Origin of the sequence: Vibrio splendidus (assembly GCF_024347615.1) — a bacterium.
GTDB classification, from domain to species: domain Bacteria; phylum Pseudomonadota; class Gammaproteobacteria; order Enterobacterales; family Vibrionaceae; genus Vibrio; species Vibrio splendidus.
This window is the reverse complement of sequence record NZ_AP025509.1, coordinates 1475236-1488692: the sequence shown is the minus strand read 5'-3', so window position 1 is coordinate 1488692 and position 13457 is coordinate 1475236. Positions and strand designations below refer to the sequence as shown.

At 44.9% G+C, this 13457-nt stretch carries 8 protein-coding genes; all 8 read right to left on the bottom strand.

Going from position 1 to position 13457, the window contains the following annotated elements; all coding sequences use genetic code 11:
• Positions 1-42 precede the first annotated feature (42 nt).
• The 8 genes from OCU90_RS23770 to OCU90_RS23735 all read right to left on the bottom strand — a co-directional run bounded on the left by OCU90_RS23770 (position 43) and on the right by OCU90_RS23735 (position 13441).
• The gene (locus OCU90_RS23770) at positions 43-816 is read right to left on the bottom strand and encodes an ADP-ribosyltransferase (RefSeq protein ID WP_061021044.1); all 774 of its coding nucleotides are present in this window, start codon (positions 814-816) and stop codon (positions 43-45) included.
• A gap of 15 nt (positions 817-831) precedes the next feature.
• Positions 832-1581 carry an ADP-ribosyltransferase gene (locus OCU90_RS23765; RefSeq protein ID WP_061021043.1) on the bottom strand — a complete coding sequence of 250 codons (750 nt, stop codon included), beginning with the start codon at positions 1579-1581 and terminating at the stop codon, positions 832-834.
• A gap of 12 nt (positions 1582-1593) precedes the next feature.
• The gene (locus OCU90_RS23760; protein ID WP_061021042.1) at positions 1594-4191 is read right to left on the bottom strand and encodes a hypothetical protein; all 2598 of its coding nucleotides are present in this window, start codon (positions 4189-4191) and stop codon (positions 1594-1596) included.
• A 217-nt stretch (positions 4192-4408) separates the two neighbouring features.
• On the bottom strand, positions 4409-6301 hold the full coding sequence (locus OCU90_RS23755; RefSeq protein ID WP_061021041.1) for a methyl-accepting chemotaxis protein: 1893 nt from the start codon (positions 6299-6301) through the stop codon (positions 4409-4411).
• 751 nt (positions 6302-7052) lie between these two features.
• A complete protein-coding gene (locus OCU90_RS23750) occupies positions 7053-8609 on the bottom strand; it encodes a M28 family metallopeptidase (protein WP_061021040.1) in 1557 nt (518 codons plus the stop codon).
• A gap of 152 nt (positions 8610-8761) precedes the next feature.
• Entirely contained in the window at positions 8762-11146 is a 2385-nt protein-coding gene (locus OCU90_RS23745; protein ID WP_061021038.1) for a M4 family metallopeptidase, read from the bottom strand.
• Positions 11147-11710: 564 nt separating this feature from the next.
• Positions 11711-11986 (bottom strand): hypothetical protein, encoded by a 276-nt coding sequence (locus tag OCU90_RS23740; RefSeq protein WP_004732471.1) that lies wholly within the window; start codon positions 11984-11986, stop codon positions 11711-11713.
• A 135-nt stretch (positions 11987-12121) separates the two neighbouring features.
• Positions 12122-13441 (bottom strand): sensor histidine kinase, encoded by a 1320-nt coding sequence (locus OCU90_RS23735; protein WP_061021036.1) that lies wholly within the window; start codon positions 13439-13441, stop codon positions 12122-12124.
• Between the last annotated feature and the right edge of the window lie 16 nt (positions 13442-13457).

The following is a 13457-nucleotide window of genomic DNA, read 5'->3' as shown; positions in this document are numbered from 1 at the left end:
ATCGTTCATTAAGAACATAACCTGAGAAGACGGTGCATCACACTACAGGCAATAGAGGGAACTGCGATTTCGAAGGGAGACTTCTTCACCATTAAAGCTGTCGTATATATGGATATCGGGTTCAGCCTTCAGATAACGACTAGGGTTTTTTACCTCTCTCATCTTGATGTAGTTTCTGTGTGGCGATATTTTTTCAATCGCTTCTACTCGATAGTAAGTGTTGGGCTTAGCGAGTATTTCAGCTTCATCCGGTTTGAACGTGTAAGCATTGATCGCTCGACCTGCTGACTTTAACTCAATTTTGAATTGAGCTGCAGAGGCGCCTTCGTAAACGCCAGCAGACGAAAAGTTCTTGGCAACACTCGGTAATGTCGAAGTCGATAAAAACGCTTTCTCGTGCAGAATGTCACCGATGTTGAGCTTTTCCAGTAGCGAGTTCTTGATTGATGAACCTCGATAAACGGTACCCTTGTAGTTGGGTAATTTATTCATCACATTCCGCATATGAAAGACTCGCGACTTTAATGTACGACCAAACATTTCTGACAAATACCCTTCAGGTTCTCCCGCCCTCATGTATTCATTGACCACGTCGTGATCCACTCGGCCATAGTTTTTGATTGCGGAATACTCTTCTGGCACCATCTTTTTTTCTGCTTTTACATGGTGCGTCGTTGCCCAATCCATCAAGTCATCCGCAATTTGTTGTTGCGCCTGATAGGAGAGTGAACGCCCTTTAAACTCAGGAAACTCCTCACTTTGTGCCGAAAAACTTGTCATTAAAGAGAGACAAAGCACTCCAATAAATTTTTTCATTGCTTGATCCTTAGTTTATGTGCAAACGAGAGAGTGCCAAAATGATGCTTCTACTTCTTCGCCTGAATAGAGGTTATATTTCTGAGTATTTTTGACGGCAGACGCCTTCACTGTCTCAACGCCGATGTAGGTATGGTTAGAAGTTCGCTCTATCTGGGTGATTCGAAAGTGTGCATTTGGCGCAAATAGAACCTCTGCTTCTTTGCTGTATTCCGAAAGCCCTGCAATGGTGTGACCCCCTTGATTGATCTTTACTTCAAACAGCACTCGCTTGAGCCTTTGTGGGGAGTTGGGATGCACTACCGAAAAGCGCTTAGCGACTTCTGGGAGAGTAGAGGTTGAAGTAAATGCTGGCTCGACCAACACGTCCCCCTCTTCGAGCTTGTTAAGCAGAGATAGTTTTACCCAAGTCCCTCGATAGGCGGTCCCTTTGTATTTTGGCAGCTTGTTGAGAGCCGATTTAACCGTGCGAATGTACTGCCTCGCATCCGCCCCCGCGACACCCCATGTTGAGGTGTCAGTTGCTCTTAGGTAATCATTAGCGGTCTGATAGCCGGAAATTGAAAAGTCTTCCACAGCTTCCTTTTCATTGGCAGTTATGAAGGAGTAGCGCCAACCATTGGAAGCCTTTGACCAGTCGTTGAAGTCTTCTGCTAGCTGGGTGACCTCTTCCTCTGAACGGTTTGGCTGTTTGATCGCATCAAACGGTTGAGAGAAGGCAGTAAAGCTCAGACAACAGAGCAGTAATAAAAAACGAGTATTCATAGTGTCCGCCCTTTATTGGTATTGGTAGCTGTTAGGGCTTAAATCACATGGAATGCCGAAAGTGTTCTGATTGATCACGGCATACTTCAGAGCACCAAACATATTGAGTTGTTGTCGAGTGACTGCGTCGTACCATTCTGAGATAGGTGAAATCCAATACAGGTCATCATCAGCCGCAACATCAAGCAGTGCACTCTTAAGGTATGGGTAGTAAATTATGCAGCTGCGACCCGGTTTATCGGTAAAGTTTTCGTTGGTGTTACTTAATTTATCGAGCTGTTGATTGAGTTCAGACGTTGGGTTAAAGATGGCGTCAATAGAGCGCTCGATACGGGCATCGTAGCTATCAGGGATGATGTCTGAAATCAGGTAGCGCATCAGGTGCGCAGGCAGCATCTCTGAAAACAGAGCGGTGACTTCACCTTCCCCAGAGGCGTAGTGCCCAGTAGAGATATGTTGAGAGTGGATGATCGACGTATAGCGCTGGAATTGGGCCACTTGTGAATGTAGCCACTCAACACCGTTGCTGTCTGAGACACTGATCGCTTCAGCAAGACGAGTTTTTACGATTCCTTTCGCGAGTTGCAGCGTGTTGCCTTCCAGATGAGCAAGATCCAGTGAGGATGATTTCAGTGCGGAATAAATCAGTGGTGCATTTTTTTGAAGATCAATGCTACCTGGGTAAGTGAAGCTATAAAATTCGACAGCTCTCTTAGCTTGCCATTCGCTTTCTAGCGCAGCGGTAATCAAGCCACCAAGCTTTTGATAGCGCTTTGAGTGCACATAGGCGCCTTTGCCTGAGTAGTTTGCGTGCCAATTGTTGATGTAATGCAGCGACGCTTGTCGTGAAAGATTCTCTTTTTGAAGGTAAGACAAGCTCCACCCAGCACATGCGCTACCGCCACCACATTCACCTTCAAGCATTGCGCTTGAGTCCAGTAACCAGTGATAAACCTGTTGTTTATCGAATTCGGCTTGTTGTTTTAGGCGCTGCTGTGCAGAAAAATTCAAGATCTGTTGCTCTAACCAATGCTCCTCGTCTTCTGAGTTCCAGCCATCGGCAATTAAGGTGCTTAACGTATCGAAAAGAACTCGCTTCACCGCTTCTTTATTCGGCGGGTAGATTTGCGCAATAACCGTATCTTCAGACGGATTAAACGGGCGAGTTTCCGCTGGTATCCAAGCATATTCGACACAGCCACGAAAATTCGGGTCTCCTCCGAGAATACCAATACGAACGCACTTTCTGTAGCCGCTTTGGAGAATAATCTCTTTGTTGCGTATTTCTTGTGTGGTCGCAGGACGGCCAAGAATACTGCGTGTCATTTCGTCAATGGCATTGCGCTCGGCTTGTCCCTTGAAGAAATTATGCATGGTCTCTACAGAGCCTGAGCGGAATAGTCGTTCAACGGCGATTTCACCTTGTGTGAACATCTCTTTTTGCAACTTACTCTTGAGCAAATTGACATGGTTGTCCGCGGTTTCAATGATCTGGGTTTTGGCTGCAAGTGTGCGTGTATAAAGCTGTTGAACTGCAGCTTGGTCAAGTCCTTCAATTTGACCTGTTCGTAACTCATTCAGTTTGGCAATTGCTTGATCTAGAAGATTCTGCTGACAATGCTGAAGTTTGGCCAGTGCGCGGTTCGCTTGGCGTTTTGAAGGTAATGCTGGTGGTAGGGAATTACTCTCTTCAGCATCATGCTCAGGATAAAGGTCTGCCAGCACTCGAGTTTCCTCGTTACAGCTAGCGGCAATATCTGATGCAAACAGACGAGAGTCTTTATGGTCGAGAGCCAGTTGGCTAAAGATGGCTTTGCGTAGCTCGTGGTCGACCGCGGTGATGAGCTCTTCCGCCATAATGGTCTGAGCCTTTACCACTTCTTGATAATGCTGCTGGTATTTGAGGGCAAGATCGGTGGCAAAGCCGCGTGCTACGGCGTTCCACATTGCTTGCTGGTCTGAGGCGAGTTCGGCCCAATAAATTTTGTCTCTTAAATCTTGCTGGGTGACGAGATCCTCATGAACGTGATAACTGTAATGGTTACCTGCTGCAATTCTATCCCAGCGACTACTCAAAATTTGGCGGTCGATCTCCCTCGCGGGAAGTTTTAAAACGCCAAACCAATCGACGAGCCCCATTACTGTGGCAAATCGATCGTAAGAGGTACGTGATTCATCTTGGAAGCTAGTTGCGACCTCATTTGCCCAAAGTCCAACGGCAACTGCGTCGCCAATCGGTCCCAGAGCTTCTAATGCTCCTTGCGCTAGCCCTGTCGTTGAACGGCCCAAGGTGTCCATCAGCCTTGCTGCTTCCTCAGGTGCTAGCGTAACAGCTGAGGCGGGTCCTGTTTCTAGCAATGTGGCAGTTTCTGGGAAAACATCACTGGCTTCAGAGAGAGAGGGTTTTAAGTCGACAATGTGCTCTGGCGATGATGGAAACAGGTTTTCAGGAGTAATGCCTTCACCGAAGGCATCATAGTTTTTCTGTCGGATCTGATGAAAGCTTTCGCTGTCCAAGACGTTATATTCGTCTCCGATGTTACAGACCTGAAAGGCATTGACGTTTGATGAAATCATAGCAGTAATGAGTGCTAATCTTTTTAACTTCATAGGTTTATCCTTATTGTTAGCGAAGTTATATGCTTAATTTAGAAAGCAAAAAGCCTCTCCTTGCCGAGATGGAAAAGAGATAACTAGAGGTTGTTGTGTGGGGTACTTCGAAAAATCGTTTACTCAAATCACCCAGGTGGTGATTTGAGGTTTAGCTATGGTGTTGTGATTAGGGGAGCCGTTTCCCCTAATCAGTCTTTATTGAATCTTGCTGAGATTAATGGTTTAGCTTAAAGGTACTGACTGCTTGCGTGAGCTTCTCAGACAGTGCAATAAGCTCCGACGCTTTCTCTTGGTTCGATGCAGACAAGCTGTGTGTCTCACGGGCTTTGTCATTGACGTCAACGATACTCTGGTTGATTTCGCCTGCGACAAGGGTTTGCTCTTCAGTCGCTGTGGCTATCTGTGTATTCATGTCTTCAATGACGGTGATAGAGCTCGAGATTTCATTGAGTGAAGCCTGCGCTCGTTTCGCATTCTCCATGGTGACATTTGATGCTTCTCGGTTCATCTGCATCATATCGATAGAGCTATTGGCTTCATGCTGCAATGAAGTAATCACCTCTTGAATCTCATTGGTGCTCTGTTGAGTGCGGTTGGCTAGGTTACGAACCTCGTCAGCAACAACCGCGAAACCTCGGCCTTGCTCACCTGCTCGTGCAGCTTCAATGGCAGCGTTAAGGGCAAGCAGGTTGGTTTGGTCTGCAATGTCTTTGATCACGTCCAATACGGTGCCAATACTTGAGGTTTTCTCACCTACGGTGTTGATGACGTCGGAAACTTCTTGAATCCCTTGAGAGAGGCTCACAATACTGATATTCACAGTATCGAAGGTTTGGTTGCCCGATTGTGCCTCTTGAGCAGCTTGCATCGCAGCTTCTGAAGCTCGGTGAGCGTTCTGTGCAACTTCATCGACGGCGACCGACATTTCATTCATTGCCGTTGAGGTTTGTTCCAATTGCTCCATTTGGGAAGCGGAACTCGAATTCACACTGTCTGCGGCGGTCGTGATGCCTTCTGCAAACTTAAACAAGTCGTTTGATGAACTACGAATCATGTCGATCGTGGTGCTCAGCTCATTGACCATATCGTTAACTGCGGCATTGATACCTATCGCTTTCCCTTGTTGCTGGTTAATCGCGGTAAAATCACCTGAAGCCACCTTGGCAACCGTTGCTTCTATCTCGCTTGGCTCTCCCCCTAATGGGCGGTAAACCAATACTTCGACAACGTAGTAAACGCAGCCTGCGCAAATAAGCAATAGCGTCAAAGAGGTGATCAGCGTTTCAGTGAGGTTATCTTGTGAGTCTTGATTAACATTGGTCTCTTTATCCCACGCCCATACACTCCAACCAAGGCCTTTGATGTTAGCGGCTGATGCCAAGAACTCAGTGTTTTGATAAACATATTCAAAGCTTTCTTCACGAGAGGTATCTCGATTTTTGAAAGATGGAATTTCGTTGAAGATGTTTTTGCCTACCACGGATGAGCTTTGTGCCGCTAAGATAAAACCATCTTCACGAGTGACAAAGATTTTGTTGTTCGTGGTGAGGTGTTCTGTGAACTTGCTGAGATCTTCAACCAAGATGTTAAGCGCGACAACACCCACAATTTTGCCTTGTTTGTAGATCGGCATGGCGAGGGACATCACCTGATCACCTGTTGTCGCTAGATAAGGGCGAGTAATGATCTTGTCTTGGCCGCTCATACCTTTCAAAAACCATTCACGTTGTTTGGTTTTGGCATTAAAGTTTTCGATGATGCCATTGGTTTTTGATGAGTAAGAGGTTCCGTCTACTAATGAAAAGTAGACGTTGATGACATTTGTTGAGTGCATTGCGCTTTGGAGTGTTCTGACTGCACGCGAAGTATCGACTTGACCATCCTCAGTGAACGAAAGTTCATTGCTTACCAAAGTTAGAACATCAAAGTAACGATTGATTTTCTGTCCAATAGTGTCTGCGATAAGTTGAGACTTGTACCCTAACTGTTTTTTGTAACTTATCGTCGATGATGTTTCGAAGTTCTTCCAGCTTAAGAAACTTGTCGTCATGATCAAAATGACAGTCAGCCCCATAATAGAAAGCATTATTTTTAGTTTAGCACTCATAACTAGTTCCAATATAAGCAGTGTTTGATTATTTTTATAATTCAGGGTTATTCCTGAATGTGAATAATATAACACTTATAAAATGCACATATAAGTTTGGATTATTTATAGATAATATACATCTAGTTAATATATGCAATATTTATTAAATGCATTGAGGTCCTATTTATTTAGCGTATGTAGTGCCTATGTTAATTGAACCGGTGTCTCGTAATTAAACTGGTCTTACTTGTTGTTTTTATTGGTTATTTATTTGTTGTCTTGAGTTCACTTCTTGGTTTTACCCTTATTTATAATAGGTGTATAGCGTTGACTTACTTTAAATAAATCATTAAATGAAAGTTTGTGTAATTATATTTAAATTGTTTATAGACTTAGGTGGTGGGTATTATATTCTCGTGGTTAGAGAGCAATAGAATAAGCATTAACTAATTAAGTGATCGCTTTATTATTCGTGTTGGTTATTTATAGAATTGAATATAAGGTGGGCGTATTGGGGTAAGGTGGTCAAATTACTTAATTAAAATATAATCTCTTATTTATATTCATGGATGCTTAATTAGCTTTTGGTGAAGTAACTATTTTCATCTACATATACACTTACGTTATCACTGAAAAAAACGCAGCCAGTTAAGCTGCGTTATGTTTTTTGCCTAAGTGGTTAGCCAATTGGTTGGCCGAGTAAACCTAGTGGATGCTCAATTGAAACCTACCACCAAGGCTCGTTGGGTTGCCAGTTGCTAGTGATTAGTTACTGCAAACCCGGCACAAAGTTAGCGACGATGGTGACATCGTTAAAGTTACGGTAGCCGCGCACCATGATGTTGAATTCCCCCGCAGGCATGTCTAATACACACTGTTCGTTGCTGCTGTTCTGATATGGACGGCAATCGTAGCTCGCTTTCGATACGGTGCCGTTGTGTTTCACGTAAAGATCGGCATCGCCACTACGAGGGCCTGTTAATGTTACCGTTAACTGACCTGCACTTTCCGTTGTAAATGTGAAGAACTGCTCTTCACCATATCCTGCAGTAAGTCCTTCAACAGGCACGTCATTTTGCAGCTCTTTAGGGCCTGCAACCGGTGAGTCAAGGCTGGTTTCGACAAGGTAAGCAATCGCCAGTTTGGCGAACTTGGTCGCGTGTGTCGCCGTTGGATCGGAATTCTCAAGCGTGTCGTGTTCTGTATGAATACTTGGGTTGTAATCATTGAACATGCTCTCGAATGGCATGGCTGCTGGGTAGCCAACATTGTGCCAAGAGGCGTGATCAGAACAGGCATAACCACAATCATCAAAGCCGTAACTGATCTCACTAGCGTAAGTGTCGATCAGCTCGCTTAAGTAGGCGGTGAGGTTACTGTCGGTATAGTCTGTGATGAAGGTGATATCGTGCGCCGAACCGTTGTAGTTGGTCATGTCTAATTGCAATACCGACACAACGTTGGCTTGCTCATCTCTTAAAGCGTTAGCGACATCTTGAGAACCACGTAGGCCCACTTCTTCTGCCGCATAACCATAAAACTTGATGGTCTTGTCTGGCTGAATGCCACTGGCGATCATCAGGCGAAGCGACTCAGTTACGGTCGCAATACCAGACGCATCATCATCGGCTCCCGGTGAGATGGTGCCTTCGCTTGTCCAAGATCCAACGGTCGAATCAAGGTGTCCACCAACAACGACGATCTCTTCAGGATATTTAGCGCCAAGCAGTGTCACTTCAACGGATTTTTGCGGATATTCGGCATGCGTGATCTGGCGTGCAGACGCATAAGGCACATCTTTAATTTCCGTCTCCCAACGTTCTAAAAGCCAATCTGAAGCAGCGACACCAGTAGAAGTAGTATAAAAACGGTTGGTGAAGTTGGTTAGATTTTCGATGGTCGTGACCATGTTGTTCGGCTCGACCTGAGCGAGTAGGTCGTTCACTGTGTCTTGATGGCTGATCACCGGCTTTTCGAAGGTGCTCATTGTCAGTGGCATCGCTGCGGCTTTGAGTGCGCTTACTTTGTCTTCGTGCACCATGTAGCCGCCACAACGGTGGGTTTCTTCGTGCATGTGGCTAGAGAGTTTCGCCAGCTCTTTCTGGTTGATTTTCGCGACGATGGAATGCTTGTTTCCAGTCACGCTTGGATAAACCGTTGCGCCATGCTGAGTCATTATATGCTGTGCGTCAGCATCGGTGGTGATCCAAACTTCTTCGTTCGCTGGTGGTGTGATGCCTAGTGATGCGTAAGCCGAAGTACTGTTGATTAAGGCTAAAGAACCTCCGAGTACAGCCAAAGCTAGCATGCTTTTTTGAATAGCCATTTGTCGTCCTTTTTATGGTGAGTCTTGTTATGTTGATGGGGGTGATTTTTGTGTAATACGTGGTTTTTTCATGTAGGCGTTTCATTAGCTCATTAGCCAAGTAGCTCAATCGCGAAAAGGGCTCCCATAAGGAGCCCTGAATCTACTTTCGATTATTGAGTTTTAATGAAACGGTAGTGCTTGGTTTCTGAACAGATATCGCTTGAGGTACACACTTGGTACTCAACATCTACTGTGCCGTTGTGACGGAACTTGTCGACGTATGAGTTAAAGTCTGTAGCACCAACATTCTTGCCATTACGCTTAATCACGAAGTAGTCATTGGTGTCGTAATCCCATGCCAGCTTAACGCGAGCTTTGCCATTCGGGTTTTTGTTACCAAACTTCAGTTTTAATGGGAAGCCTTCCGCTGAGTCCCCTTCAATCGTAATCGACTTGCTTGTTGATGTTGCAACGCCTGCATCGTCTGTCACGGTTAGAGTAACCACGTAGTCGCCAGCTTCAGCGTAGGTATAGCGAGTCACTTCACCTGTTTGTGTGTTGCCATCGCCTAGGTTCCATTGGTAAGAAACGATCTGACCATCGCTGTCCGAACTTGTGCTGCGCAGTTCTACTTCTTTGCCGACAATGGTGTGTTCGAAAGAAGAGACTGGCGGTACGTTAGCGTTGCCTGATTCGTATGATGCTTTTAGGTTTGCACCTGCGTAATCTGAGTAACCCAGAATGTTCACCGTGTAGCGACCAGCTGTTGGGTTTTCAATTACACATACTTCATCGGTTACGCTTTCACTCTTACAGATATTCTCTTGAGAGCTTGGCGCATAATCTAGACCGACATACATATCCGGATCACCAGTAGAGACAGCAAGATCAATCGTTAGCTTGTCTTGGCCTTCTGGTACTTCGATATCGAAGTAAGTTTTTGAGCCTGTTTCACCAGCAACTGCGGCTTCAACACCGTTTTCAAGGCGTTGATATTCCGGTTCTGGCGGCAGTGGTGGCTCTGCACATGGGGTAACACCCACAAGACCGAACGCAGAAACAACGTCATCGGCATTGTAGCCAAGGTCGGTTGCCGAGTTTTTCACGCCACAAGCACCTTGCCAGAAGTCACTGTTTTCTGACCAGTAGATTTGGTTGGATAGCACGAAAAGCTCGAACGCTTTTTTAGTATCCCAGCCTTGCGTGGTTGCAAGATGGTAGAAGGCCTTGTTAAACACACCAGAGCTGTAGTGCACGTTCAAGCCATCGTAGTATTCAGATGCGTTGTTGATTGAAGAACCATCACGTGATGGATCGTCCATGTAACGTAGAGCTCCGTCGCCTTTAAAGATATTACGGCCGACCATCCAGTCGTTGGTGCCTTTCATGTAGTATTCTGCCGCTTCACCTGCCATATCAGAGAAAGCTTCGTTCATACCACCGGATTGGTTTGCGTAAACCAAACCTGAGTTTTGCTCAGTGAAACCGTGGCTCACTTCATGCGCTGATACGTCTAGGCTAACAAGTGGATAGAAGAAGCTTTCACCATCGCCGAATGTCATTGCCTTGCCATCCCAGAATGCATTCTCGTAGTTGTTACCGTAGTGAACACGCATCATGAGTTTGAAAGAGAGTGGCGCAGTGTCGAACCAGTTCTTATACATGTCGAATACGATGTTACCGAAGTAGTGCGCATCGTTGAGTGGTGAGAATGCGCCGTTGACTTCTTTGTACTCGTTACGAGGACATTCGTAGCTGTAAGTGGTGTCGCCGTCTGTCGCACCATTCAGGTCAACGGTAACGACATTTTCAGACTCCATCACGCACTCTGTGCCATTTTCTACCACATCAAGGTAGTGGTAGTCGGTGCCGTATTCGTACATGCCTGTTTTTTCGTTGCCACCGGGGCCTGTACCGATCTGTGCGTGAGCAATACCTTCCCAGCGGTCGATGACTTCGCCGGTGTGCGCGTCTAGCATGGTGAATGGTCGAGTCGGCTGTTCGCTGCCTTCGACAAGATAAGAGATAACGTACACTAGGCGTGTTTTATCTGCACCTTGTGAGCCAATGCCTTGTTTATCAGCTCCTTGCTTAGATGCGCCCTGATAAATAAACAGCTGATGTTGTACGTTGTCTAAAGATTTGCTGGTTAAGCCCTGAACTTTGAGATCTTTACTAGCAAGCTCAACCGCTTGAGAGCTGTTAATCGATGGCTTAACAAAAGATCGCTCTAGGGTTGTCGTTTTAAGGTAGCTGCCTTGAACAGACTTAAGTGCGCCACCTTGTACACTTTGGGTGGCATTTAGGTAATGCCCCCAAACGGGTGTTCCCCAGATGTTCTGTTGGATCTTAACTTTGTAGATACCACGCTTTTTGAGGTTAACTTCCTTTACCATCTTAAAGCTAGAGGCGTTACTGACACCTAACTGAGAGTTCAACCCAGAAAAGCTAGTAAAGTTGATCGGTTGATCGATGTTAACGGATTCACTTGCATGTACTGATAAAGACATAGCACTCGCTATAGCAACGGCAACTAAACGCTTTTTCATTTTCATTGTTATTTTCTCTTTCCATGTAAAATCCATGAAAAAGTAACAAAATTATCACAACGAATTTACATCATTCGATCTGATTAATTAGTAGCATGGCAATGATCTCTTTTATTCATGAAACTTATATTTCTCGTATTTACAGATAGTTATCGTTTCTGTTTATTTTTGAACGCACTCATAGGTTTTATTTATAAAATCATGACAATTTTATTAGGTGTTATTTTTTATTGGAAATTAAGATTTCTAGGTAAATTGATCTGTGCCTCAATTAGCGGGCTCTGGGTTGATAGAAGGATCAACGATTTGGAAGTGTCAGTTTGAGCGAAAGACTATTAAGCGAGTTTAAAGGCAATTTTGATAATAAATTGACGATTTTGGGGCTTATTTTCTGAATTGTTAGTTACAAGAGAGTTAGCCAAATGGGGCTTTATTTGGCACAGAGCACAAAAACGGCTGGATGAAAAAAGCCAGCGACGGGTCACTGGCTTAGATTAACTTAGTTTGTGCAGGCTACTGATTAAAGGTACGTAACTAATACACTTAGCTATGGTTTGCGACTAAAGCGAATTACTGCTTTTTACCGCCAACTTGAACATATTCAATACCAATAATACGGTTGATAACACCCAAAACAGAGGTCGTATCAGAATTTGTTGATGTAACGGTATCGACGGTTGCGCCTTCAGGAACCAATTCCATTGCACGATCTTGAGTGTTGCCCGGAACTTGGAAGCCTACAATGTTGAAGCTCTCAGCGTGCGCTGTGTAAACTTCTTCATTGTGGTTAATACCTGAACAACCGGCTAGAGAAACAATGCCTAAAACAACTAATAACTTTTTCATAAAAATACCTTAAGAATGATTGGAATCGAGATGGCAAGCCATAAAGGCAGTGTCGTGATTATCTAGATTCAATAAGTTCATGGGAGACAGCATCTCCCGACCGATGTTGAACATTATTCCAGAGGTGTTTTGTAGTTACTGTATGGGTTTGTCAGTTGAATCATTACACAGCTGAATGGTAATGGTGAATACCGCACCCTTTAAGGCTTGGCTCTGACCTACCTCCACGGTTGCGTTGTGTTGAGCACAGATCTTCTCGACGATAGAAAGCCCTAAACCATGGCCGCTTTTGGCTTTGTTACGCGCTTTGTCGCCAACGTAAAACGGTTCAAACAGGCGAGCTTGATGCTCCTTTGCCACACCATCACCATCATCGTGTACCGCGATTTGTAGCTGATCTTGATGCACGGTCGCTGCAATCGACACTTGTGAGCGTGCGAATTTCATTGCGTTACGCACTAGGTTATCTAGTGCTCGGTTAAGTAGCGTTTCATCCGCCATTATTGAGCTAGGTTGCTCTGGTAGCGATAGGTCGATGTTGAGCTGAGTGTCTTTGTTCCAACGCGCCATTGCGTGGTCGAGAAAATCTCGAATCTCTAATGGTTTTTGTAAGTTTTCTAGGTCAGTGCTATCGAGTTTGGCGTAATACAATAGCTCATCAACCATTTTTTCCATTTCTTCTGTGTCTTCGACAATACTCTCAATCGTTCTCTCTTGATCTTCGTTTAGCTGGGTGTCTTTGAGCATTTCAGCTTGCCATTGAATACGGAATATTGGCGTGCGCAGTTCATGGGCGACGGCATTAGTGAGTGAACGATTACTTTCGATTAAGCGGTGAATTCGGTCGGCCATTAGGTTGAAGGATTTGTTGAGTGAACCAATCGCAATGCCGCTTGAAGTCTCGGCTCGCGAGGAGAGATCCCCTTCAGCAAAACGCAGAGTGGCAGATTCAAGTTTTTTAACTCGGCGGAAGATAATTAACAGGTGGCATAAGCCGTACAAGATAAAGCTTGCTAAAAAGAACAACCAAATGAGGTCATCCTCTAGCTCTATCTTTTGCCTAACGAACGCTTCACTGTTGGGTAGGTAGTGATAGGTATCGTCACTGCTGGCTAATCGAAACCATAGGTCACGTTCATCATCGTGAAAGATAAAGGTATTTGGGTTGGTACTGAAAAATTCTGAAACTGGGTCTGGTATTTCATCGTCTGGGCTGAATGTGACCAGTTTATTTCGTGTGGTTTCTACAAACTGGTTTATCGCTTGATGAGCGGCTTCAAGACCTTGATTCTTAGCGATGTTTTCTATCAGTTGCTGGTGGGCCGTCGCTTCGTAATCTTGCAGTACATATTCGTAGTCGGTGTTGAGCTGATAGACACAGATCTCGTAGGCGACAAGGCCGGTCATAAAGCAAACTAATAGCCCTAACAAGGACTCCAAATAGATACGTCGCATAATTGATCTCTTTCAT

What these genes read in the sequence shown, in the direction of transcription:
- OCU90_RS23770 (WP_061021044.1), bottom strand. Translation starts at nt 816, where the DNA reads ATGAAAAAATTTATTGGAGTGCTTTGTCTCTCTTTAATGACAAGTTTT.
- OCU90_RS23765 (WP_061021043.1), bottom strand. Translation starts at nt 1,581, where the DNA reads ATGAATACTCGTTTTTTATTACTGCTCTGTTGTCTGAGCTTTACTGCC.
- OCU90_RS23760 (WP_061021042.1), bottom strand. Translation starts at nt 4,191, where the DNA reads ATGAAGTTAAAAAGATTAGCACTCATTACTGCTATGATTTCATCAAAC.
- OCU90_RS23755 (WP_061021041.1), bottom strand. Translation starts at nt 6,301, where the DNA reads ATGAGTGCTAAACTAAAAATAATGCTTTCTATTATGGGGCTGACTGTC.
- OCU90_RS23750 (WP_061021040.1), bottom strand. Translation starts at nt 8,609, where the DNA reads ATGGCTATTCAAAAAAGCATGCTAGCTTTGGCTGTACTCGGAGGTTCT.
- OCU90_RS23745 (WP_061021038.1), bottom strand. Translation starts at nt 11,146, where the DNA reads ATGAAAATGAAAAAGCGTTTAGTTGCCGTTGCTATAGCGAGTGCTATG.
- OCU90_RS23740 (WP_004732471.1), bottom strand. Translation starts at nt 11,986, where the DNA reads ATGAAAAAGTTATTAGTTGTTTTAGGCATTGTTTCTCTAGCCGGTTGT.
- OCU90_RS23735 (WP_061021036.1), bottom strand. Translation starts at nt 13,441, where the DNA reads ATGCGACGTATCTATTTGGAGTCCTTGTTAGGGCTATTAGTTTGCTTT.